The organism is Alteromonas infernus, assembly GCF_902705815.1.
Window position 1 is genome coordinate 14,115 of record NZ_CACSIG010000071.1, and the last position, 22,710, is coordinate 36,824.

Below are 22,710 nucleotides of genomic sequence, written 5' to 3' on the forward strand. Positions count from 1 at the left end.
GTGTTCATGTTGTTTAAATACACCACCTACCTAGCAATTTCACTTACCTTATTTTCATCTTTCCCTCAGGCGCAACCGCAAGAAGAGCTAAAGACATCTAGGCACATCCACGGTGTAAATACTCATTCAATAGAAGCAAGTGAACGTTCAGTTGCTTCCAGCGGCAATCAAACATATATGGTTGAGTTTTACGGCCAGCCGCTTTTAAAAACTAGCGAGTTTAGGGCTTATCAGTCGCTTAAACGTCAGCAAAGTGTAGTTAGTCAAAGTGGTACTGCTGGCAGCCAAAGCCTAAAACAAGCCGTTAAAATTTCAGTAGCCCAAAAAGTTACCGCATTGGATACGTTCCAGCAGACTTTTGTGAAAACCCACGTGCCTTCAACTATTAGCGTTAAGAAAAGGCTAACGCGCGTAGCCAACGCAATAGTTGTACAAGGCGATGAAAGTAAAGTACTCGCATTATCGAAGCTGCCATCGGTAAAGCGTATTGTTAAAAGTACGCCGGTAAAAAAATTCCTTGCTGATAGTGTGGCTATGGTTAATGCCGACAAGGTTTGGCAGGAAAAAGATTCTTTCGGAAACAACATAACAGGGGAAGGCGTTGTTGTTGCCGTTGTTGATAGCGGTGTCGACTATACTCATTCAGACCTAGGCGGCTGTATTGGCGCTGAATGCAAAGTAATAGGTGGCTACGATTTTGTAGATAACGACAGCGACCCTATGGATGTAGATGGGCATGGAACTCACGTCGCTGGCATTGTTGCTGCTAACGGCAGCGTTGTGGGTGTAGCGCCAGATGCTTCAATTCTTGCAGTTCGAGTGCTTGATGAAAATGGGGATGGGGTAAATATTCACATTGTTGAGGGTATTGAATATGCAGTCGACCCAGATGGAAACCCAAACACTGATGACGGGGCCGATGTTATAAACCTAAGTTTAGGCGGGCCTGGCGATGCTGATGATCTCGTTGCGTCTGCTGTTGATGCAGCTACTGCTTCGGGTGTAGCTGTAATAGTAGCAGCGGGCAACGGAGGGGAGTATTTAGAGATTGGGGGGCTGTCTCCATCCTCAGCAAGAAGTGCTATAACAGTAGGGTCTGTAGAGCCCAACGGGAATATCTCTAGCTTCAGTTCTAAAGGTCCACTATTAAACAGCAGTTTTGGTAAACCAGAGCTTGCCGCGCCAGGCGGAAACATTTACTCGCTCGCTATTGGCGAAAGCTATACTACCGAGTCGGGAACAAGTATGGCGGCACCTCATGTTTCAGGTGCAGCAGCACTATTAAAACAAGCAAGGCCTACACTTACTCCTCAGCAAGTAAAATCTGTATTGATGTCTTCAGCGCGGTCAGACGAAAATGACAGTTTCCAGCGCGGTTTCGGATTATTAGATGTTGAGTCTGCACTTTCTCAAGGTATTGCTGTAGAGCAAGGTCCACTCTATTTTGGCCGTGTGAATGCCAGTGATTACCAATCGGAAACGATAGCATTTTCGTTAACAAACACGTCGAATAGTCAACAAACGGTGCGTATCGATTTACCTAATACATTTCCTGCGGGAATAACGTTGTCATCGAGTAAAAGTGAAGTAACGTTACCAGCTAACCAAGGGGCTTCCATAAATGTAACCCTAAGCGTTAACGATGCCTCGGCACTGGGCAATTCAGCACACGCGATTGGGGGCTATTTTGGTGACGTGATGTTAACGTCAAATACAGGCGAGCAAGTCGCATTACCTTTATCTTTCATCAATGCTAACGAGTTTAAGTTTGTAAACGAAAGTGCTACTAGAGTTACTGCAACGTTAGATGGTGAATTTGGTGAAACCTATTTTTGGAAAGAAATGGAGCCAGGTGATTCCAAAACTCTTTTTCTCCCAACAGGAAAATATTATTCAAAGGCCTCTTATTGGAATTTGTCGAAAAGTGACCTTCCTCATCTTCCTGCGTTACCTAGTACAACTGCTTCACAGCGTATTGAAGGGTTAGAAACATTCACGCTTAATTTAAACGGTGACCAAACGTTACGACTAACGCCCTCGAACTTACAACATATTATAGGTAACGATGGTGTACCTTCTAATAACGCCGTTTCATTAGACCAGCTCTATAGTGTTAAAACCAAAACACATATAACAATTGCTGATACGGGAATTACCTATGGTTCAGGAGTTGTTTCGAACAGCCGTTATGAATCACTACGTTCAAACAGTTGGTTTGCGTTGGGCAATTTATCACCGGATATACCCGTACAACTTGAACTGCTTGAACGACTAAACAACACAGCAGGGCCTGATACGCTATTTTATTTCAGCCACCCTGAGGCAAGTGGTATTTCGCAAAACGTTTTATATTCCTTGGACGACGTAGCTACAAGCATAGACATTAATATATCCAACGATGTTTCCCCACCTGTATCAGATATTGCCGTTTATAGTGGTGAAAAGCTGTTTGGGGTAGAGCGTGATCTTACCGGTGTACGCGACCAAAACTTAAAATTATCTATTATTAATGGTAGTGATTTGAGTCAGTCATTTTATGTAGCCTTAGTTGAAGGTGATGATGATAAGAATACAGGTAATTTGTTGCAGGAATCGCCGCCTCTAAATTTTGGTTCTGCAAGTGGAATTGATGTTTTAGAAACTGGTGACTATTCGTTTGGACCTACATCGGCGGTATTTTCTCAGCCTTACTCTTTTGAACCTAACGGTATAATTACAATATTTGGTAGCCATTTTACGAGTCCTTCCGGCGCAGAGGTTGTATTTAAAGATCAAAACTTTGCTTTCTATTGCGATGGCACAGAAACGCACAGTGGTGTATTCGACCACGATGCGTTAGGTGATGTAAGTATGTGTGACAATGCAAGACTTAAAATTACTTATGCATCGGGCAATGATGATTTACCTAGTGGAGAGATTAACTATTACCCTTCAGGTATGGTGGCTGAGGTTGCAGGCCTAGTGGTAAGCGCCGTAGATGAAAACGATGATATTTATTCTACAAATAGTGTCGGCTTCCAACCGTTTACGCTAAAGGCAGGCGGGTCTGTGCTAAAAAGTGTTACGAATATAACATCTATCCAATGGAAGTTTGCCGGCGAAAGCACATGGCAAAGCCTCGCTCTTGAATCTGAAAACGATAGTGACTTTTCTTCTAAAGTTACATTCCCTGAATTTTTGGTGCCACTTACTTCTATAGATGTAAAAATTGAGTACTCCACTTACAGTTCTACTGTCGATCAAACCCTGTTTAACATGTTCAACGTTGGCGTGGATTTGTCTTCTAACATCGAAGATTTTGACGGGGATGGTATCGTTAATGCTGTAGATACAGATAACGATAACGATGGCTTAACCGATGAGGAAGAAGAAGACCTAGGCACGTCACCCGTTAATGCAGATACTGATGATGATGGCGCAAACGACCTCAATGATGCTTTCCCAACTGATAGTTCTGAATGGGCCGATACAGACGGTGATGGTATAGGTGATAACGCTGAATTACCTGTAAGGGCCGACGTGGATGGTGACGGTCGTGCTGATATTGTATGGCGTAATGCTAGCGATGTTAGAGGCTGGAATTTCCTTTGGACGATGAATGGTGAAAACGTTCTTCAGTCTCGCCCTATAAATGTTGTGCAAGGAGAAGATTGGCAGTTAAACCTTGGTGATTTCGATGGTGATGGAAAAACTGATTTGTTCTGGAGAAACCCATATTCACACGGTGGTTACAATAGACTTTACCTAATGAATGGGTTCGATATCGTATCCAGCCCGGTACTAGCGCGTTTAGACAGTGACTTTAAAGTAGAAGCTATCGGAGACTTAAACGGTGACGGCAAAGACGACATAGTATGGCGTAGGCTCAGCACCAACCAATTAGCCATTTGGTTCATGGACGGAGCTAATAGACGTAATTTCTGGTCTAACAGTATTGGGAATGTGGTCATTGAAGGTATTGGAGATTTTAATGGTGATAGAGTTAAAGAACTTATCCTTCGAGATGGCCAAACCTTAAAAGTATGGAGCTTAGAAAGCAGGGGAAGTAATTTTAACGAAGCCGTCTTATCTTCTGGTGCTCCTAGCCAATGGATACTCGCTGGAACAGGAGACATGGACGGTGACGGTACTGAAGATCTCATTTGGCGCAACGTTCAAGATGGTAGAAATAGTGTGTACTACATGTCTAACGGAGCCATTAGAGAACAGAAATTGTTGCCGCAAGTAGGCACTGCGTGGTCTTTAGCGAAAGTAGAAGACTTTAATGGAGACGGTAAAGTTGACTTCTTGTGGCGAAACGAGTCGTTTGGCGGTCGCAATATTGTCCATATCATGGATAACACTAAACGTATCGCTGCAGGGGTCGTAAAACCAGTCGGTGGTACATGGTTTATGGCTGACTAACTGTTCTTCTAGGGCACTATATTCATAGTGCCCTGACTATAATTCTATATTTCAGTGTGGAACCAAACAATAACTTATACATAGCCCTATTTTCTTATTTGCTTGGAAAATACTAACGAGTAGTGCAGGTTAGTATTTTTAGCCGTATTATTGCGTAACTTTTGGTATAGTATTACGTCAGTCGGTCGGCATCCGTTTTACCGTCATGAATTCAAGTTTAAATTAGGGATAATTTATGAAGACGTTTTTAGCCATAGCGCTTGTTCTTTCTATTGCCTTTTCTCTTTTTGCGTTGAATAACGACATTTCTGAACAGAGTAATGTTAATACTGTACGCCTTGCCGAGGCTGAACAAGTAGAGCGGGCCAGCGATAATAATCACTCTTTCCGTGGCCACGATGGCGATGCTTTAAAAGAACCCCGCGATTCTAATAAATTCACCAGCCTGCAGACGGCATATAAAACAAAAAAACAAGAAATAGATACCGAAACGGCCGATCATCCAGAACAAGTGTTAACATGGATTGATGATAAAGAAACATTAGTAGATATAGATGCAGAAATGGGGTTTGAGAAGCCGACAGAGTATGACCAACTAATGTTTGAAAGCGAGTTGAGCGCTGTTCAGCAAAACACAGAACCTAGCAACGAACGCATTCGTTCTATTGCTTTGTCGAAAGACCAAGTGCTTTCGACAAGTTCACCAGAATTAGACGGTTTAATGATAGAAGAAGATTTACCTGTTTCCTCTATGATGGACCAATATTGAAATTTATAACATTAATATCTGTTTGAGAGAAAATCATGAAAAAAGTATTTGTTGCTGGCCATAGAGGGATGGTTGGTGCTGCTATAGTTAGAAACCTAGAGCAGAGAGAAAATATTGAGATTATCACCAGAACACGTACTGAACTAGATCTTACTAACCAGAAAGATGTAAGCCGCTTTTTTGCAGATAACACTATTGATGAAGTTTACTTGGCCGCTGCAAAAGTTGGCGGTATACATGCAAACAATACCTATCCTGCAGAGTTTATTTATGAAAACTTAATGATAGAAGCGAATATCATTCATGCGGCACATTCAAACAATGTACAGAAGCTTTTATTTTTAGGGTCTAGCTGTATCTATCCTAAACTGGCAGAGCAGCCAATGACGGAAAGCGCGCTGTTAACTGGTACGTTAGAAGAAACTAACGAACCTTACGCAATAGCGAAAATTGCAGGAATTAAGCTATGCGAGAGCTACAACCGCCAATACGGACGTGACTATCGTTCAGTAATGCCGACAAATTTGTATGGCCCTCACGATAACTTTCACCCTGAGAACTCTCATGTAATTCCAGCGTTACTTCGCCGTTTTCATGAAGCAGCACAACGTGGAGACAGCGAAGTAGTTGCGTGGGGAAGCGGCAAGCCAATGCGTGAATTTTTACATGTAGATGACATGGCTGCCGCTAGCATTCACGTAATGGAGCTTGACGATGAAACTTATCAAGCCAATACCCAACCCATGCTGAGCCATATTAATGTAGGTACTGGTGAAGACTGTACCATTCGTGAATTGGTAGAAACCGTTGCGAAAGTTACAGGCTTTAAAGGCAATATCGTTTGGGACACAACCAAACCTGATGGTGCGCCCAGAAAATTGATGAATGTTTCTAGACTTCACGATTTAGGTTGGAAACACACTTACGATTTAGAGCGTGGTTTGCAGCACGCTTTTGATTGGTTTTTAGAAAATCAGGATAATTTCAGAGGGTAAGTTTTGGCCTTTTTGAACAAACAAGCGTTTACCGAAGTTATCGATAGGACACCTTTGGTGTCCATCGATTTAGTAGTAGAAAACGAAAAAGGTGAAATACTTTTCGGCTTGAGAAAGAATCGTCCAGCAAAAGATTATTGGTTTGTTCCTGGTGGGCGAATATTAAAAAATGAAACTTTAGATACTGCGTTCTTACGGTTAACGCTAAATGAGTTAGGCTGTGAGTTTGATCGTTCTCAGGCACGCTTATTGGATATGTATGAACATTTCTATAATGACAGTGTAATGGGAGAACAGCCTTCTACACACTACGTTGTAGCGGGCTATCATTTAAAGGTTCAGCAGGATAAATTGGCATTGCCTGTTGGTGATCAGCACAATGAATATAAGTGGTGTGAAAAATCGAAAGTAAAAAGCGATAAAAGCATTCATAAACATTCATCTGATTACATGGATGCAGTGCTAAGTATTGGAATAAGCGAGGAATTGTAGTTGCTTTCAAAACTATATAAAAAATATAAGAATCGTAAGCGTAAAGTTAAATGCGAAAAAGGTTATGCGACATTTCATATTGATGAGTTATCAATTTTTAGATTTTCTGGTTGGGTATACGTAAATCAACGTGAAAGCGCTAAGCCTTGTCATGTGTCTTTCAAACTTAATAATACAGTAGTTTGTCAGACCGAAGCGTCTGTTGTGAGAGAAGATTTAAAGAAAGCCGGTATAGCGAATGGCGATTGTGGCTTTAGCGTTGAGCCTAACTGGCAAACGTTCGAAGCGGGTAGTAATGCTATTGTAATGTATGTTAATGGTAAGCCCGTGCATGTTTTTAACGTTACCATTACGACTAAGCAATTGATGGTAGCAATGACTGGCCAGATCCATCGACAGATTGATATAGCAAAAGAAGAAATTATTAAGTCAATTAGCGGTCGATAAAAATGGCTAGTATTCGCTATTTTTTGATAGATCCCGGATTTGAAGATTTTGATTCTCATCATAGCTCGGTTGCTGAGACGCTTATTGGCGATGCATCATCAACCGGTAAGGTGGTTACAGTACTTGCGTCCACAAAGCTTAGCGATTCTGTGAAAAAGTTAAAAGGGAAGATTATTCCCTTTTTCACCACGCCTTGTTACACAAATAACCTCGAACCTTTACCCGCTATTAAAGAAAACGAACTCGCTGAGAAGTTTCAGACTGAACTTAGCGATTTGTTTCGGCTTTATAATATTAATCAAAATGATGTTATTGTTCTTCACACTGCTTTTAGTCATTTATTTCTAGGGCTAGCAAAATTTTTAAGCTGTATTCCAAAGTTACATACCCCAAACCTAATTGTCTGTGGAATGTTTGATCCTGGAATAGCTTCTCCCAACTGTTTGGATGAAGCTATGCGCTATTGCTGGTTTCTTAAAAATAAGCTTTCACTTTCTTTTCTAGCACGCAGTTTACCTTCGGAAAAACTAGTTTTCGCTACAAGCTGTAACGAGTACAAAATTGGTTACGAAGCGTTGACTGGCTCTCCTTTCCTCATTCACCCGGCAATAAACTCTCAACCTTTATCACCACCTAGCGATGAAAGAAAAGGTAAAAAGCGATTGTTATTGTTTGTTGGTAGCGTGAAAGAAGACAAAGGGACCGATTTTATACTAAGTAACTCGGAACGTTTATGTAAAAGTTTTCCCGGTGTTGATTTTGTTTTGCACTGGAATACAAATTCGCCAGGTAGTAGAGACTATGTGAACGCGGAACCTCAACTTCGCAAATTAGTTAACCTGGTGAACAACTTCGAAGTATTATTTGGTACCTTATCAACTGAGCAATATGAACAGCTATTTGATAGTGTCCAAGGAGCGATCGCTTCTTATATGCCGAAAAAATACAAACATAAAACGTCGGGGGTTTTCTGGGACATTTTGCGCCGAAGTCATTGTAATCTTTTATGTTCGAAAGATACTTGGTTAGAAAGAGAGTCTAATTTTATGGAGGAGCGTGCATACTTCTTTGACTACGGTGATATAGACAGTATGATACAAGCTATCAAAGAATGGGAATCTAATGAAAGCTCAGTTGGTGTGAAATCTACACCATACAAAAATGTCATTTGTAGGTCTTTCTCTGAATGGCTCCTTTCTCGCTTTTGAAGTTCAAAATTACGCTGAATTTGCTGTAAAATAGTGAATGCTGATGTATGAGAGGCAATCAAAATTTATCAAAATGGTCATTAGAGTAATGACCTGGAATATTTAGTCACAAGTCTCCTTTTTTGTTTTCTCACTGACTAAATATCTAAAAATATCGGAAAAGTATATGACAAAGGCTATTTTTCACTTCCATCTTTTTAAAAATGCAGGCACTTCTTTAGATGCCTCGTTCAAAGAAAATTTCGAAGCGGGAACCGAGTGGTTAACTGAAGAGTTTCCGGCAAACCCTGCAAAAAATAGAGAGTTAGTGAAGCAGTGGGTAGAGAACAATAAATCTGCAAAATGTTTTTCATCACATACTGCCCAATTACCAGCCCCGAACGTAGATTACTTTAAATTGCTACCGGTTATATTCATCCGCCATCCTATAGATCGAATAGCGTCTGCCTATGCTTTTGAGCGCAAGCAAGGTGGGAATGGCTTCGGTGCAGTCCTTGCGCGAAACACTACCCTTAAAGGATACATTGAATCGAGAATTGCTCTTGGTCATGACAGGCAGTGTAAAAACTTTCACACAGAGCGTTTCGCTTATATGTTTGGTGCTGAACACGGTTCAGAGCTTGATAGAGCCAAAATGGCGGTTGAGCAATTACCGTTTGTTGGAATAGTTGAAAGTTTTAATGAGTCTTTAGAAAAGTTAGAGTCATGGCTAACTGACGAAGGATTTGAAGACATCAATATCGTCCCTAAAGTACAAAACGTATCACGTGATACTTCCAAAACAATTGACGAGAAAGTTGCGGAAATAAGGGATGAGTTGGGTGAAGAAGCCTACGAATTTTTAGTTCAGAATAATCAAGATGATTTTGAGCTTTATGAGTTGGCAAAGCAAAAGTTTAGCGAGTAGGTCAAGAAAATGAGCACGAGAAAAGGAATAATACTAGCTGGCGGATCTGGCACACGTTTGCACCCGTTAACTAAGGTGGTAAGTAAGCAGCTAATGCCTGTTTACGACAAGCCGATGATTTTTTATCCGTTAACGACGTTAATGATGTCGGGCATTCGTGATGTACTCATTATCACCACGCCTGAAGAACAGCAGCGGTTTATCGACCTTATCGGTGATGGCTCGGCGTTAGGAATGAACATTCAATACGCGGTGCAGCCTTCGCCAGATGGCTTGGCACAGGCGTTTCTTATAGGCGAAGAGTTTATTGGAAACGATAGCTGTTCGCTGGTTCTTGGCGACAACATTTATTACGGCCACGACTTAAAACTGTCTTTGCAGAATGCGTTTAAACAAGAGCACGGTGCAACTGTGTTTGGATATCACGTTAACGACCCAGAACGTTATGGTGTAGTTGATTTCGACGATGACTGGAATGCACTTTCCATCGAGGAAAAGCCCGCTGTTCCTAAATCAAACTATGCGGTAACGGGTCTTTATTACTACGATAACCGCGTAGTAGATTTCGCTAAAGAAGTGAAGCCTTCACATCGTGGCGAACTAGAAATTACCGATCTTAATAATCTGTATCTTCAAGATGGCAGCCTTAAAGTAGAGTTAATGGGTCGAGGCTCCGCTTGGCTTGATACGGGCACGCTTGATTCTCTACTCGATGCTGCAAACTTTGTGGCGGCTATCGAAAAACGCCAAGGCTTGAAAGTATGTTGCCCAGAAGAAGTGGCCTATAGAATGGGCTATATCAATGCTGAGCAACTTGAAAAGCTAGCGGCACCACTCAAGAAAAGTGGTTATGGCGATTACCTGCTAAAAGTCATTAACGATAGAGTTAAAATCTAGCTTCATATCAAATTGTAAAAGGTGGCACTGCCACCTTTCTTCTTATTTTAAACTGCCAGTTTGTACGGAAAGTAAATGCAAGTAATTAAGACAGACATCCCTGACGTAAAAATCATTGAGCCTAAAGTATTTGGAGACGAGCGTGGTTTTTTCCTAGAAACCTTTCGCACCGATTGGTTTAAGAAAGAATGCGCAGATGTAGATTTTGTTCAAGATAACCACTCTAAATCTAGCCAAGGAATTCTTCGAGGCCTTCATTATCAAATGGAGCAAACACAAGGCAAATTAGTGCGTGTAGTTAGTGGTGAAGTGTACGATGTGGCTGTAGATATGCGTAAAGACTCACTTACATACGGTAAGTGGGTTGGGGTAACGTTATCAGCAGAGAACAAACGTCAGTTATGGGTACCTGCGGGCTTTGCTCACGGTTTCTACGTAACCAGCGAATCTGCTGAGTTTGTGTATAAGTGCACAGACTATTACCACCCAGAATCTGAAATATCAGTTAAGTACGACGACCCCACGTTAAATATCGACTGGCCTTTGGTGAATGGAGAGAAACCTTCACTTTCGGGGAAAGACGAAGCTGGGTTGGCATTTGTAGACGCACCTACGTTTTAATTATTAAGGCTTAAAGGGATAACAATGAAAATTGTAGTTATTGGAAATGCTGGGCAGTTGTCTTACGAGTTGGTGCGTATATTGGGTGAAGATACTATTTGTCTTGGACCGGAAGATACAGATATCACTAAATTTGATGTGTTATCAGAAACGCTGTCTCAATTAGCGCCTGACGTCGTTATCAATGCCGCCGCCTACACTGCCGTAGATAAAGCAGAGGAAGAACAAGAGTTATGCCATGCAATTAATGCTACTGCAGTAGAAAACTTAGCTAAGTACTGCAAAAAAGCTGGTGCATTTGTAGTGCATGTGTCTACCGACTACGTATTTAATGGGCATAAAGGCTCGCCATACCTGCCTAGCGACCCTATAGAACCGCAGGGGGCTTATGGCAAAACAAAAGCAGATGGGGAAAAGGCGTTACTCGATATATTGCCTGAAGCAAGTTGCTTAATTCGTACAGCATGGGTGTATTCCGCCCATGGCAATAATTTTGTAAAAACCATGCTTAAGCTAATGGCAGATAAGCCTCAGCTTACGGTAATAGACGACCAAATAGGTACGCCTACCTGGGCGAAAGGGTTGGCGGATGCCTGCGTCAGTGCAGCTAAAAACAAAACAGTAGGTGTGTATCACTGGACTGACGAAGGCGTGGCCAGTTGGTACGACTTTGCACTAGCTATTCAAGAGTTAGGGCTTGAAAAAGGGTTGTTAGAAAGTGCAATTCCTGTATTGCCTATTCCAAGTAGCCAGTATCCTACGCCAGCTAAACGCCCTCATTATAGCGTGTTGGACAAACAAAGCGCACGTGAAGCGTTTGCAACCTGCAACCCAACCCATTGGCGTAAGCAATTGGCCAGCATGCTAGACGAATTGAAAGCCTAAATGGCAAAAACAGAATTATATTTTTGGTAAGTAGAAAATGAGCAAAACAATTTTAGTAACAGGTGGTGCAGGCTTTATTGGCTCCGCAGTAGTACGCCATCTTATAAATGATACTGATCACACGGTAGTGAATTTAGACAAGCTAACTTATGCGGGTAATTTAGAGTCATTAACACCCGTTTCAGACTGCGACCGCTATAGCTTTGAACAAGTAGATATTTGTGATGCTGAAGAAGTAAAGCGTGTTTTCAATACGCACCAGCCAGATATTATAATGCACCTTGCGGCAGAGTCTCATGTAGACCGTTCAATTGACGGGCCAGGTGAGTTTATTCAAACCAACGTGGTAGGTACTTACACTTTACTTGAGCAAGCAAGAGCGTATTGGTCTGAGCTTGAGGGCGATAAAAAAGCAGGGTTTAAGTTCCACCATATTTCTACTGATGAAGTATACGGCGACCTTCCTCACCCTGATGAAGTTGAGCCAGGCACAGAGCTTCCGCTCTTTACGGAAACTACCCCGTATGCACCAAGCTCGCCATACTCAGCAAGTAAAGCAAGTTCTGATCAGCTAGTACGTTCGTGGCTGCGTACCTACAAGCTACCAACATTAGTAACTAATTGCTCGAATAACTATGGTCCTTACCACTTCCCAGAGAAGCTTATTCCGTTAGTAATTCTAAATGCACTAGCCGGTAAGCCTCTGCCTGTATATGGCAAAGGTAATCAAATTCGTGACTGGTTGTATGTTGAAGATCACGCTCGAGCGTTGGTGGTGGTTGCGCTAAACGGTGAAATTGGTGAAACCTATAACATTGGTGGTCATAACGAAAAGCAGAATATTGAAGTGGTGCAAACTATTTGTTCAATTCTGGATGAAGTTAAGCCGAAAGAGACTAAATACGCAGAGCAGATCACTTACGTTCAAGACCGCCCAGGTCACGATATGCGCTATGCCATTGATGCCAGTAAGATTGAACGTGAGCTAGGTTGGAAACCACAAGAAACCTTTGAAAGCGGCATTCGTAAAACCGTTGAATGGTATTTAGCGAATGAAGGCTGGTGGAAAGCTGTGCTTGACGGTAGTTATCAAGGCGAGCGTTTAGGCACGGGGAGTTAGTTAGCTCTTATTAGTTTTTAGGCCTCAGCTTACTTAATATGCTGAGGCTTTTTTGTTTTCGAATGCGATATTCTTGGTGGTGTGATTGTTGCTTATATTGTTGCTTATAGAGAACCATACCACTAAAGCTTAATGATAAACGTTGTAGTTGGGCGGCGAGATGCACCGAGTCGTCAGCGCTATATCAAATCAAGCACCTTTATGATGCATTATTCATGAGATTTTCAAAAAACTCTGGCAATATATAGCGAGAAAATTTTAATAAATATTTCTATCGCTGATAGTTAATAGGATTGGAGAAACCATAAATGGAAAGTACGCTAGCAAAGTACAAAATAGCAGTAGCAGGTACTGGGTACGTAGGCTTATCAAATGCCGTGTTACTAGCACAACACAATGAAGTGAAAGCAGTCGACCTGGTACCAGAAAAAGTCGAGATGCTGAATAACAAAGCGTCTCCGATTGAAGACAAAGAAATCTCAGAATATCTAACGACCAAAGAGCTTAATCTTGAAGCCACGTTAGATGCACAGGTAGCATATAAAGATGCCGATTATGTGGTTATTGCAACACCAACCGATTACGACCCACAGACTAACTACTTCAATACAGGTAGCGTAGAAGCGGTTATCAAAACTGTAATGGAAATTAACCCTGATGCAGTGATGATTGTTAAATCGACCGTGCCAGTGGGTTTCACTAAAGACGCAAAAGCACGTTTCGGTTCTGACAACATTATTTTCTCGCCAGAGTTCCTACGTGAAGGTAAAGCGCTTTACGATAACCTTTATCCTAGCCGTATTATTGTGGGCGAGCAAAGCGAACGCGCTGAAAATTTTGCTAAGCTACTTCAACAAGGTGCAATCAAAGAAGAAATTGACGTGTTGTTCACTGACAGCACTGAAGCTGAAGCAATAAAGCTTTTCGCTAATACTTATTTAGCGATGCGTGTTGCCTACTTCAACGAGTTAGATAGCTATGCAGAACGTAATGGTCTAGATACCAAACAAATCATTGAAGGTGTTGGCTTAGACCCTCGAATTGGTAAGCATTACAACAACCCAAGCTTTGGCTACGGTGGTTACTGCTTACCAAAAGATACTAAACAATTGTTGGCTAACTACAGTGAAGTGCCGAATAACATGATTCAGGCCATTGTTGATGCTAACCGTACACGTAAAGACTTTATTGCTGATTCAATTGTAAGCCGCGGTCCTAAGATTGTTGGCATCTACCGCCTTATCATGAAGACTGGTTCAGACAATTTCCGCGCCAGTGCGATTCAAGGCATCATGAAGCGCATTAAAGCGAAAGGTATTGAAGTGGTAGTTTATGAGCCTGTACTTAAAGAAGAAGACTTCTTTAACTCGCGCGTAGTAAACGATTTGGAAGAGTTTAAGAAAATTTCTGATGTTATCGTAGCGAACCGTGTAACGGGCGATATCGAAGACGTACTCGACAAAGTTTACAGCCGCGACTTGTTCAACGCCGACTAGATCAAATTGTGGGGTCAGAGTAAATACTCTGACCCCACAATTTATATAAAGTTAAAACACCAGTTCAACCATCACTTTAAAGCGTTAATCAATCTAACCCCGTAAGCGGGAAAGTGTTCGTCCTTCGTTAAAATCTGCAGCCCTTCAGCTTGAGCTTGGGCGATCAGCATTCTGTCAAATGGATCGCGGTGGTGCATTGGCAGCCTTCCTGCTTGCTGGCTGTGAAATAAATTGATAGGTAATGCGCTAAAACCTAACTCTTCGATAAGCGACTCAATATCGTCTGGTACCGTGAGTTTTCCCAGCTGCTGTTTTATCGACATTTCCCAAACAGACGCGGCGCTGATATAAATGGCGTTTTCAGTATTAGAGATATGCTTTTGAGCGTTATGACCTAATTGCTCATCTCCGTTCATCCACCAAATTAAAACGTGGGTATCGAGTAAGATTCTTTTCATTACAAACCGAACATATCTGCTATATCTTCATTAACTTCTTTTGAGTCGAAGTCTTCGGTCGTATGAACCTGGCCTTTGAATTGCCCAAAAATGCGTTTTTTTTCTGTTTTAAAAGGCACTAGTTTCACTGCTGGTTTTCCCGACTTGGCGATAACAACTTCTTCACCGGCCTCTGCCCGTTCGACAAGTTGGGATAACTTACTTTTTGCCTCATGCATATTGGCTTGCATACAACACCTCTGTTGAACTTAGCTAAACTTAGCTATAATGGTAGTTCAAAAAAACAACAGTTGCAATCACGTCCTCAACTCATTTATATCTAACGCTTGTAGCTCAAAAATCTGACACGGAGCCAAACTAAATGCCTATCGTGTCAGTGCTGCGGTATCTTTAATCATCAAAGATCATTCACAAAAAACTTCCCAAACCCCAAAATTCAAAATAAAATCCATGCCAATTCAACTCCTGCCATTAAGCCTCACGCTTACTCATACCCGGCGGGGAAGAAGCATGCTTTAAATTGTGGGGTCAGAGTACATTTCTCTCTCCAATGCAATCTGTGTATTTGGTTACCAAAACCAGTAAACAGAGTGATGCGTTCATGCTACCTACCATATAAACCTGTATGAACATGTTTTTGTTTTAGTTTGCTTTTTAGCGGAGTCATTATGAATAGGCTGCGTGAGCTGTCCAGCCAAGTGATGGATGTTTACCAATCTCTTTCTCAAGAATTTAGTGCGTTTCAATCAAGTCAGTCATTAAACTGTGTAGAAAAATGTGGTGCGTGTTGCAATAAGCCCGACATTGAAGTGTCGCCACTAGAAATGTTGCCTTTTGCGTTGCACCTATTTGATACGGGGCAGGCAGAGCAAGTGTTCGATGAACTTGAAAGCTATGCCGGCTTTGCTTGTAAGCAATATCAGCGCTTAAGTTTAGATGGTTCAGAAGGTTATTGCGGAATTTATGAGTATCGGCCCGGTATATGTCGTATGTTCGGCGCTGCGGGCTATAAGACAAAGTCTGGCGAGGCCACCCTTTCGGTATGCAAAACGATTAAGCAGGCAGTACCTGAGAAGTATGCGGCTACGCTAATTGCTATACAGCCACAGCGTTCAGACGTAATCGAACAACTGTTGATAGGTGATATCGCTGCAAATAGTGCAGGTCAATCTACAGCCATTAAGCCGCCTATGATCGCAGAAGGTAGACAAAAGCTCGCACAACTTGACTACGAGCTAGGCGATAAGCTAATGCCTATAAACGATGCGCTTCGCTTAATGTTAGAAAAGATACTTACACTTAGCTTCTATTCACAAGATATCGATGATGGCGTTGCAGCTTAATAATCGCAGGGCAGTGTTGATACTCTGCCCCTCAATTTCTATGGCTCCTAATCCAGGCGTCCAGAGCCCACGCGTTACGCTAAAATCTCCCTGGCTGAGGTAACAATCGCCTCACTAATCGTATAGTCAGCACGGCTTTTACCTGTAATAGCGTAGTATCGTTCGTTGAGCGTATTCGCGTTGCCAATACAATGCACACCATATTGCTCTTCAACGTGTTTCGAAATAGCCGATGGTGCGCAGAACACGCCAAAGTCTTCGCTGCCAAATAGCTTTAATAAAGCGGTATCATCGAACTCGGCCACAATTTTGGGGTAAAGCTGTTCGGTTTCAAGCCAGCTAGTTAATGCTTGCCGTATCCCCGACGTGTTGCCTTGAATAAGTAACGGCATCTGATTTAAACAGTCAGGAAATGTTTGTTCTTCACTAAGTGGTGATTTCGCAAAAAAACTTAACGAGCTTTCACCTAGAAAAAGCTATTGGCGCTAATTTGCGTACCCGGCGCTATGCCGCGGTCTGCAACAATAAAGTCGATAGCGTTAATGGCCAGCTCTTTCAGTAATCCATCGAAGCTGTCTTCTTTAATTACATACTTCACATGAGAAAACCGACGCATGGTGTCGTGAACAAAATCGTAAAAAAGTACTTTTGGAATACCGTTTGTAATACCTATTACAAATTCTTTCGTATTCACTTCATCGCTATTGTTAAGTATTTCAGCCAGTTGATTACCTTTGTGAAATATTTCACTGGCATACTGATAGGTAACTTTACCTCTCGCGTTAAGGTATAGCCGCTTGTTTATTCTGTCGAATAGGGCATAGCCAAGCTGGTTTTCGAAGGTACTAATTTGCCCGCTAACCGTTTGAGGAGTAACGTGAAGTAACTTGGCTGCCTTAGCAATACTGCCTTCGCGGGCGACCAGATAAAAATAGTATAAATGATGGTAGTTTAGGTGATGCATAATTTTACAAAATAGAAGAAGGGCAGGAAATGTACTCTGACCCCATAATTCATAATCGCAATTATTTTCGATGAAGTATTCAGAATATAACAGATTTATTCTAACTCAGTATTGAAATACACTAATTATTGTTGCTGTTACCCACAATTAAGAACAGCGCGTTTCTCACTTTTCTAAGCTAGCGGTATATTGAAGACATAACTATGGCTAAACCAATAAATTTACGCAAAACGCGAAAAACGCTTTTTTCGCTTCTAAAACCCGAGGCTGGCTTTTTCTGGGTTGCTATTGCCTACGGTGTTGCAATTAGTTTAATGACATTGGCAGTGCCAATTGCAGTGCAAACCCTAATCAACAGTATCGCCAATATAGGCTCAACCCGTGCTGTGGTCATCCTAGCTGTTGTCTTGTTTCTTACTTTATTTATATCAGGTGTATTTAGTGCCCTTCGTATGCGGGTGATGGAGTTTTACGAGCGAAAGGTTTACGCGCGTTTAACTGCCGACATCGGCCTTAAAACTATTCTCGCGCCCCATAGCTTTTTTGAAGGGCGTCAAAACGTCAGCATAACTCAGCGCTATTTCGACATTATGACGTTTCAAAAGAATATCCCGTCTTTGATGATCGACGGCTTTGCCTTGGTATTGCAGATGCTGGTGGGCTTCACTTTGGTATCCTTTTACCACCCGGCGTTGTTCGCGTTTAACGTAGTGCTTTTACTTACCATGTATGCGGTGTGGAAAATTTGGGGCCGCGGCGCTAAGCGCACTGCTATCGAGTTATCTCACGCGAAATACGAGTCGGCTAAGTGGCTTCACGATATTGCTATTGCTCACGAGTTCTTTAAGTCGGCAGATCATGTCGAGTACGCCGGGCGCAGTACCGAAGGTTACATCAGTGACTATGTGCAAAAGCATAAGAACCATTTTCATTACACGTTCTCGCAGGTGGTCATGTTCTTATTAATGTATGCCGTAGCCAGTGCTTCTTTATTGGGTATTGGCGGTGTACTGGTGGTACAAGGTGAACTGTCTATTGGTCAGCTAGTTGCCGCTGAGCTGGTTATGTCAGCCGTATTCTTTGGTTTATCTCGCTTCACTCAATACTTAAAGCTTTATTTCGAACTTTACGGAGCAGCCGAAAAGCTAGGTGGAGCTTTAGCTATGCCGCAAGAAGAGCTTAATGCGTCAGAACATATACCCGCATCATCAAAACTGGTATTTAACGACGTCGAACTTAAACACGGTAACGATACCTGCCAATTAAATGTGGTATTCGAACCTGGCACTAAGTACTTTGTGACTACAGATAAAAGCTGGGTTCAAAAGCAGCTTGTAGGTTTATTGAAGCAGTACGACAGGGTTAAGTCGGGCGATATTTTATTGGGTGAATTAAGCCTTAACGATTACGACACCCACGAGCTAAGGCAAGCGGTGACTATCTTAGATCGCTCGCTGATTATTGAAGTGTCGATAGAGCGTTACTTAAAGCTCGCTCACCCACAGGCCACCATTGCCGATATTCGCGCAGCGCTTGAAGAAGTGGAAATGACCAAGACAATTGACGGCTTGCCAGAGGGCCTTCAAACGAAAGTGTCTGTATTGGGCGCGCCATTGCAGCCGCTTGAGTTCTTATTACTTAAACTGGCTGCTGCCATTATCGCCAAACCCAAATTATTGATATTGAATCAACACTTTGATGCGATCCCTATTGAACTTCGCGCGCGCCTTCTAAACCGCTTAACCAAGTACGATTTTACGGTAATGTACTTTTCAAACATCCCAATACCCGAATGCTTCGATGGTGTGATACATCTGCACGACAACGCCACCGCTATGCTTAGCGAGTATAATAATGGGGTAGCGCCAGTGAGTTTAGATGTGCAAAGCGATAACAAGAACGCAAATAAGGAGGGTGAATAAGTGAATAACGCAGAACGTCGCTTTTTAGACAACATTACTTCGTTACCTTCTTTGAACGTGCCAAAGCTACACCGGGTAGTCACTGGCGTGATTATTTTTTTAGTGCTTGCTGCTGGCTTAATACTGTACTTCACGCCTTGGATCCAAACCGCTTATGGCACAGGTATGGTGGACTCACTCGACCCGAAAGACAGAACCCAACCTATCAACGCGCTTGTTGATGGTCAGGTTAAGCAGTGGCATGTAAGGGAAGGGCAGCAGGTGAAGGCGGGCGACCCTATCGTGACGCTTATTGATATTGATGCTCAGCGTCTTGAAAAGCTTCAGTCTCAGCTATCTGCCGCCAACCTAAAGAATCAAGCGAATGAAACGGCGGTAAGAAATGCTGAGAACAACTTAGCCCGTCAGAAGTCACTTGAAGCGCAGGGGCTGGTGTCGCGCAAAGAAGTAGAGCAAGCCGAAATTAAAGTGCAGGAGTTACGTGCTAAAGCTGCAGCGTCTGTTTCTGAAATAAACGAGGCCAGCATGATCTTGTCTCGCCAATCTACGCAAACAAAGCTTGCGCCGGTGGATGGCACTGTGGTGCGTTTATTATCTGGAGGTGTATCTACTTTCGTGAAATCAGGAGACATCCTAGGCCAATTTATTCCTGCCAATGCGAAGCGTAGTGTGCGTGTTACCGTAAGAGGGTTAGATGCGCCATTAGTAAAGCCGGGTGCAAAAGCGCGCCTTCAGTTTGAAGGCTGGCCAGTGTTTCAGTTTAGCGGCTGGCCCGGCAGCGCAATTGGCACCTTTGGTGGTGAAGTGGTCTACGTTGAGCCAGTGGCAAATGCCATGGGCGACTTCAACGTTTGGATACGCCCAGATGAGTCAGATATTCCATGGCCGGCAGAAAGTTCGGCCCGTTTAGGTAGTCGCGTAAAAGCGTGGGTGTTATTGGAAGAGGTACGCCTGGGTTACGAAATGTGGCGACAGCTGAATAACTTCCCGCCGCTGCCAACTCAAGAATCACCTTCAAGCGGTGGTAAAGGTTCTGGAGCATCAATATGGTAGCGCGAAGCTTTATCTCGTTGTTATTGGCACTCGCGCTTTTGGGCAGCGTTAGCAGTGCTAAGGTACTGGCGCAAAGTCAAACTACACAGCCGGCACCTTCTATAGAAGGGTTAATAGAAAGCATGGTGAATTATCACCCTTATGTGCTTGCGATAAATGAAGGTAATTACCAAGCCGCGGCTGAACTTGAAATTGCCAGAAGCAGTTTCGACCCTTTTATAGAACAGAAAACGAAAAGCCGCGTATCAGGTTATTACGATGGAACCAATTTAACCCAGCGCTTTACTAACCCCATAGAGGATTACAATGCCTCGGTTTTTGGTGAGTACCGCATCGCAGGTGGTGATTTTCCTAGCTACGAAGGATATTACGATACGCTATCTGGCGGAGAAGCAAGTGTTGGCATTGCCATGTCATTGCTACAAAACCGCGAAATAGACAAACGCCGAACCGCGCTAAGAAATGCGGGACTAGCGTCATCCCAATGGCAAGCATTAGCAAGCAGCCTAATTAATGACTTTGTATATAAAGGGGTAAGTGAGTATATCGCGTGGTATGAAAGCGCACTGCAAATAGACGCGGTAACCGAATTGCTTAATACCGCTTCTGAACGTGAAAAAGCCTTGGTTACACGGGTAGAAAAAGGCGATTTAGCCAGTATCGTGTTAACCGAGTTCAAAGCAAACTTGCTACAGCAGCGTTTAACCTTGGCTGAACTAAAACAAAAGCGGGATATGCATGCGCAAATGCTGTCTTACTATTGGCGTTCGCCAAGCGGTGACATGCAAGCGGTCAAAAGCGATAAACCACCAAAAAACATTAACTGGCCATATTGGGTGGGCAACGGTCAACTTGTCACTCTGCGCAATGCGCTGCGCGAGCATCCCGAACTGGATGTTATGAAGTTAGAGCAGCAGGTGGTAGAAAATAAAGTGGCGCTTGCTGACAACGCGTTGTTACCTAAACTTGACCTTACCGCCTCTATCGCCAGAGATGTGGGGGCGGGTTCACAAACCCTTGAAGGTACAGAAACAAAAGTTGGGTTGTCTTTTTCTTACCCCTTGGGTAACAGAAAGGCCAAAGCGGAACGTGCACAGCTTCAGTCAAAGCAACGAGAGCTGGCGTACAAACTCACGTCTACCGAGCAAGCAATAGCACAACGCTTTGAACAAGCGCTGGTGTATTGGGGGCAGGCAAAAGACATTGTATCGCTGCAAAGCGAAAACGCTGCATTAGCCAAAACCTTATCTAAAGTAGAGAAGACGCGCTTCGATGCTGGCGACAGTGATATGTTTGTTTTAAATGCCCGTGCTCAAAACGAAATTAAAGCGAAGATGAAAGAGATCAAAGCCAGGGTAGATTTGTTAAAAGCAGAACTGATGCTATATAAAGAAGCCGCTATGCTTTATTCATTTAATAAGTAGGCGTTAACGGCCAAGTGTTTAGAGATTACAGCTACAGAGAATAACGAGAGATAAAAGCGAGATATAAAAGCGAGAGAAAGCGAACAGGGTTTTAGGTGATAAATACCGGTTGTTTGCAAGACCAACACAAGCCGAAAAAGAAAAACGGCGTATTGAACTATCAGTACGCCGTTTGTTTATATGGATAAAGCGCTATAAAGGCTAATTACTAACCGCACTATTAAAGTCTTCTTCTGATAAACCTGCCGACATCGCGTATTCTTTTAACTTATCTTGAGAAACACCCGCATGTTGTGCGGTGCTTAATATACGTATTACCTGTTCACGTTGATGAGATGATTCTCTTACGGCTGTTTCCACTACCGTTTGCGCTTCGTTAGGGAAGACCGCTAATAATGAATCTACCACGTACTCTCCAACGAAGGGAACGGCATTAAGCGCGCTTGTCATAATCTCAACAATTTTGTTCGGGTGCTCCTGCGAGAGTGTTTGAACAATACTGTCTGCTGCATCAGGTTGAGTAAGAACAGCAACACGTACTATCTCATCTAATTCTTCAGGGGTTGAAACCGCTGCTGCATGAACAACGAAATCGACATAGGTTGGTTCTGCTTTAATAGCTAGCTGAACAATGTTGGGGCAGCTGCTTACTTCTTTTTCTATTGCAAGCTGAACAATTTCCTCGGTAGAAGAAGGTTGCGCTGATATTGCAGCAAAGATGATTTCTCGATACTTATCTGGATACGTGTCTAATGCGATATCAACAATAGAGACTATTTCTTGCGGATAATGGCCAGCGATAGAGCTAATGGCACGTCCTACAGACATGGTTTGATCGACCTGGCGTCGCAAAAAGGCTGTTTGAAAGCGATTAGACGCTTCAGCGGGTGATTCTATGCTTACTGAAGTAGTTGGCTGAACGACTTCGTTTGCAGAAGCGTCTTGTGCCATTGCCACATGACTAACCTGGGAGGCTAGCATTGCCGCTGATAGCAATGAAAGAGTTCGTAACATAAACCCACCTTTATAATTATTGCGTAGTCAATTTTTGACACAACCAGTATTAATACATTTATGAAGAATACAAAGCGTAGGCCGTTTACGCTTACATGCATTCTCATACGTATTCCTTTACGCAACCTTCAACATCAAGTTTCAATATAATAACGGCAGGATCAAATACTACTTTAAGAACGACTACTTTATAGGATCTGAACACCCATCCTATTAGTAATTAGTCCATATTGTCTACTAATTATCACATTTGAATGAAAAATAGACGGTTAGTTCACTTTTTTCATCTTT

Annotated in this window: 21 protein-coding genes; 16 read left to right on the forward strand and 5 right to left on the reverse strand. The window is 42.7% G+C overall.

Going from position 1 to position 22,710, the window contains the following annotated elements; translation table 11 throughout:
- Window positions 1–6: 6 nt before the first annotated feature.
- The 12 genes from ACX5J7_RS16925 (at window position 7) to ACX5J7_RS16980 (ending at window position 14,241) form a co-directional block, all read left to right on the forward strand.
- Window positions 7–4,404, forward strand: a complete 4,398-nt coding sequence (locus ACX5J7_RS16925) for a S8 family serine peptidase (protein WP_498707627.1) — start codon at window positions 7–9, stop codon at window positions 4,402–4,404.
- 235 nt (window positions 4,405–4,639) lie between these two features.
- Window positions 4,640–5,173 (forward strand): hypothetical protein, encoded by a 534-nt coding sequence (locus tag ACX5J7_RS16930; RefSeq protein ID WP_287148480.1) that lies wholly within the window; start codon window positions 4,640–4,642, stop codon window positions 5,171–5,173.
- A 35-nt stretch (window positions 5,174–5,208) separates the two neighbouring features.
- The gene (gene fcl / locus ACX5J7_RS16935) at window positions 5,209–6,168 is read left to right on the forward strand and encodes a GDP-L-fucose synthase (RefSeq protein ID WP_024017036.1); all 960 of its coding nucleotides are present in this window, start codon (window positions 5,209–5,211) and stop codon (window positions 6,166–6,168) included.
- A gap of 3 nt (window positions 6,169–6,171) precedes the next feature.
- A complete protein-coding gene (locus ACX5J7_RS16940; protein WP_024017035.1) occupies window positions 6,172–6,660 on the forward strand; it encodes a GDP-mannose mannosyl hydrolase in 489 nt (162 codons plus the stop codon).
- The gene (locus ACX5J7_RS16945) at window positions 6,661–7,107 is read left to right on the forward strand and encodes a glycosyl transferase (RefSeq protein ID WP_024017034.1); all 447 of its coding nucleotides are present in this window, start codon (window positions 6,661–6,663) and stop codon (window positions 7,105–7,107) included.
- A 2-nt stretch (window positions 7,108–7,109) separates the two neighbouring features.
- Window positions 7,110–8,315 carry a glycosyltransferase family protein gene (locus ACX5J7_RS16950; RefSeq protein ID WP_498707628.1) on the forward strand — a complete coding sequence of 402 codons (1,206 nt, stop codon included), beginning with the start codon at window positions 7,110–7,112 and terminating at the stop codon, window positions 8,313–8,315.
- A 166-nt stretch (window positions 8,316–8,481) separates the two neighbouring features.
- The gene (locus tag ACX5J7_RS16955) at window positions 8,482–9,222 is read left to right on the forward strand and encodes a sulfotransferase family 2 domain-containing protein (protein ID WP_498707629.1); all 741 of its coding nucleotides are present in this window, start codon (window positions 8,482–8,484) and stop codon (window positions 9,220–9,222) included.
- A gap of 9 nt (window positions 9,223–9,231) precedes the next feature.
- Window positions 9,232–10,119 (forward strand): glucose-1-phosphate thymidylyltransferase RfbA, encoded by an 888-nt coding sequence (gene rfbA, locus ACX5J7_RS16960; RefSeq protein WP_498707630.1) that lies wholly within the window; start codon window positions 9,232–9,234, stop codon window positions 10,117–10,119.
- A gap of 75 nt (window positions 10,120–10,194) precedes the next feature.
- Window positions 10,195–10,740: a dTDP-4-dehydrorhamnose 3,5-epimerase gene (gene rfbC, locus ACX5J7_RS16965; RefSeq protein ID WP_498707631.1), complete on the forward strand. Its 546-nt coding sequence runs from the start codon at window positions 10,195–10,197 to the stop codon at window positions 10,738–10,740.
- A gap of 24 nt (window positions 10,741–10,764) precedes the next feature.
- Window positions 10,765–11,625, forward strand: a complete 861-nt coding sequence (gene rfbD / locus ACX5J7_RS16970) for a dTDP-4-dehydrorhamnose reductase (protein WP_498707632.1) — start codon at window positions 10,765–10,767, stop codon at window positions 11,623–11,625.
- Window positions 11,626–11,662: 37 nt separating this feature from the next.
- The gene (gene rfbB / locus ACX5J7_RS16975; RefSeq protein ID WP_498707634.1) at window positions 11,663–12,745 is read left to right on the forward strand and encodes a dTDP-glucose 4,6-dehydratase; all 1,083 of its coding nucleotides are present in this window, start codon (window positions 11,663–11,665) and stop codon (window positions 12,743–12,745) included.
- 308 nt (window positions 12,746–13,053) lie between these two features.
- The gene (locus ACX5J7_RS16980; RefSeq protein WP_474372720.1) at window positions 13,054–14,241 is read left to right on the forward strand and encodes a nucleotide sugar dehydrogenase; all 1,188 of its coding nucleotides are present in this window, start codon (window positions 13,054–13,056) and stop codon (window positions 14,239–14,241) included.
- 71 nt (window positions 14,242–14,312) lie between these two features.
- On the opposite strand, the gene ACX5J7_RS16985 is transcribed toward ACX5J7_RS16980, so the two are convergent.
- Complete coding sequence (locus ACX5J7_RS16985; protein WP_014980410.1) at window positions 14,313–14,699, reverse strand: type II toxin-antitoxin system VapC family toxin; 387 nt, start codon at window positions 14,697–14,699, stop codon at window positions 14,313–14,315.
- Entirely contained in the window at window positions 14,699–14,929 is a 231-nt protein-coding gene (locus ACX5J7_RS16990; protein ID WP_014980409.1) for a type II toxin-antitoxin system Phd/YefM family antitoxin, read from the reverse strand. The genes ACX5J7_RS16985 and ACX5J7_RS16990 overlap by 1 nt, the downstream gene beginning before the upstream one ends.
- A 438-nt stretch (window positions 14,930–15,367) precedes the next feature.
- Between ACX5J7_RS16990 and ACX5J7_RS16995 the strand changes: the two genes are divergently transcribed.
- Window positions 15,368–16,042 (forward strand): YkgJ family cysteine cluster protein, encoded by a 675-nt coding sequence (locus ACX5J7_RS16995; protein WP_498707637.1) that lies wholly within the window; start codon window positions 15,368–15,370, stop codon window positions 16,040–16,042.
- A 74-nt stretch (window positions 16,043–16,116) separates the two neighbouring features.
- On the opposite strand, the gene ACX5J7_RS17000 is transcribed toward ACX5J7_RS16995, so the two are convergent.
- A complete protein-coding gene (locus tag ACX5J7_RS17000; protein WP_498707639.1) occupies window positions 16,117–16,434 on the reverse strand; it encodes a type 2 periplasmic-binding domain-containing protein in 318 nt (105 codons plus the stop codon).
- 74 nt (window positions 16,435–16,508) lie between these two features.
- Window positions 16,509–17,006, reverse strand: a complete 498-nt coding sequence (locus tag ACX5J7_RS17005) for a LysR family transcriptional regulator (RefSeq protein ID WP_498707641.1) — start codon at window positions 17,004–17,006, stop codon at window positions 16,509–16,511.
- A 203-nt stretch (window positions 17,007–17,209) separates the two neighbouring features.
- Between ACX5J7_RS17005 and ACX5J7_RS17010 the strand changes: the two genes are divergently transcribed.
- From ACX5J7_RS17010 to ACX5J7_RS17020, 3 genes are read left to right on the forward strand one after another with little or no spacing between them, the layout of a single operon-like run.
- The gene (locus ACX5J7_RS17010; protein ID WP_498707643.1) at window positions 17,210–18,928 is read left to right on the forward strand and encodes an ABC transporter transmembrane domain-containing protein; all 1,719 of its coding nucleotides are present in this window, start codon (window positions 17,210–17,212) and stop codon (window positions 18,926–18,928) included.
- Window positions 18,929–19,981 carry an HlyD family secretion protein gene (locus ACX5J7_RS17015; RefSeq protein WP_020746653.1) on the forward strand — a complete coding sequence of 351 codons (1,053 nt, stop codon included), beginning with the start codon at window positions 18,929–18,931 and terminating at the stop codon, window positions 19,979–19,981. It begins immediately after the preceding gene.
- Window positions 19,975–21,405 carry a TolC family protein gene (locus tag ACX5J7_RS17020; RefSeq protein ID WP_498707644.1) on the forward strand — a complete coding sequence of 477 codons (1,431 nt, stop codon included), beginning with the start codon at window positions 19,975–19,977 and terminating at the stop codon, window positions 21,403–21,405. The genes ACX5J7_RS17015 and ACX5J7_RS17020 overlap by 7 nt, the downstream gene beginning before the upstream one ends.
- Before the next feature lie 201 nt (window positions 21,406–21,606).
- Here ACX5J7_RS17020 and ACX5J7_RS17025 read toward each other — a convergent pair whose 3' ends face one another.
- Entirely contained in the window at window positions 21,607–22,419 is an 813-nt protein-coding gene (locus tag ACX5J7_RS17025; protein ID WP_474369830.1) for a hypothetical protein, read from the reverse strand.
- Window positions 22,420–22,710: the final 291 nt, after the last annotated feature.

Coding starts and splice junctions, on each gene's coding strand:
- ACX5J7_RS16925 (WP_498707627.1), top strand. CDS start 7: ATGTTGTTTAAATACACCACCTACCTAGCAATTTCACTTACCTTATTT.
- ACX5J7_RS16930 (WP_287148480.1), top strand. CDS start 4,640: ATGAAGACGTTTTTAGCCATAGCGCTTGTTCTTTCTATTGCCTTTTCT.
- fcl (WP_024017036.1), top strand. CDS start 5,209: ATGAAAAAAGTATTTGTTGCTGGCCATAGAGGGATGGTTGGTGCTGCT.
- ACX5J7_RS16950 (WP_498707628.1), top strand. CDS start 7,110: ATGGCTAGTATTCGCTATTTTTTGATAGATCCCGGATTTGAAGATTTT.
- ACX5J7_RS16955 (WP_498707629.1), top strand. CDS start 8,482: ATGACAAAGGCTATTTTTCACTTCCATCTTTTTAAAAATGCAGGCACT.
- rfbA (WP_498707630.1), top strand. CDS start 9,232: ATGAGCACGAGAAAAGGAATAATACTAGCTGGCGGATCTGGCACACGT.
- rfbC (WP_498707631.1), top strand. CDS start 10,195: ATGCAAGTAATTAAGACAGACATCCCTGACGTAAAAATCATTGAGCCT.
- rfbD (WP_498707632.1), top strand. CDS start 10,765: ATGAAAATTGTAGTTATTGGAAATGCTGGGCAGTTGTCTTACGAGTTG.
- rfbB (WP_498707634.1), top strand. CDS start 11,663: ATGAGCAAAACAATTTTAGTAACAGGTGGTGCAGGCTTTATTGGCTCC.
- ACX5J7_RS16980 (WP_474372720.1), top strand. CDS start 13,054: ATGGAAAGTACGCTAGCAAAGTACAAAATAGCAGTAGCAGGTACTGGG.
- ACX5J7_RS16985 (WP_014980410.1), bottom strand. CDS start 14,699: ATGAAAAGAATCTTACTCGATACCCACGTTTTAATTTGGTGGATGAAC.
- ACX5J7_RS16990 (WP_014980409.1), bottom strand. CDS start 14,929: ATGCAAGCCAATATGCATGAGGCAAAAAGTAAGTTATCCCAACTTGTC.
- ACX5J7_RS16995 (WP_498707637.1), top strand. CDS start 15,368: ATGAATAGGCTGCGTGAGCTGTCCAGCCAAGTGATGGATGTTTACCAA.
- ACX5J7_RS17000 (WP_498707639.1), bottom strand. CDS start 16,434: ATGCCGTTACTTATTCAAGGCAACACGTCGGGGATACGGCAAGCATTA.
- ACX5J7_RS17005 (WP_498707641.1), bottom strand. CDS start 17,006: ATGCATCACCTAAACTACCATCATTTATACTATTTTTATCTGGTCGCC.
- ACX5J7_RS17010 (WP_498707643.1), top strand. CDS start 17,210: ATGGCTAAACCAATAAATTTACGCAAAACGCGAAAAACGCTTTTTTCG.
- ACX5J7_RS17020 (WP_498707644.1), top strand. CDS start 19,975: ATGGTAGCGCGAAGCTTTATCTCGTTGTTATTGGCACTCGCGCTTTTG.
- ACX5J7_RS17025 (WP_474369830.1), bottom strand. CDS start 22,419: ATGTTACGAACTCTTTCATTGCTATCAGCGGCAATGCTAGCCTCCCAG.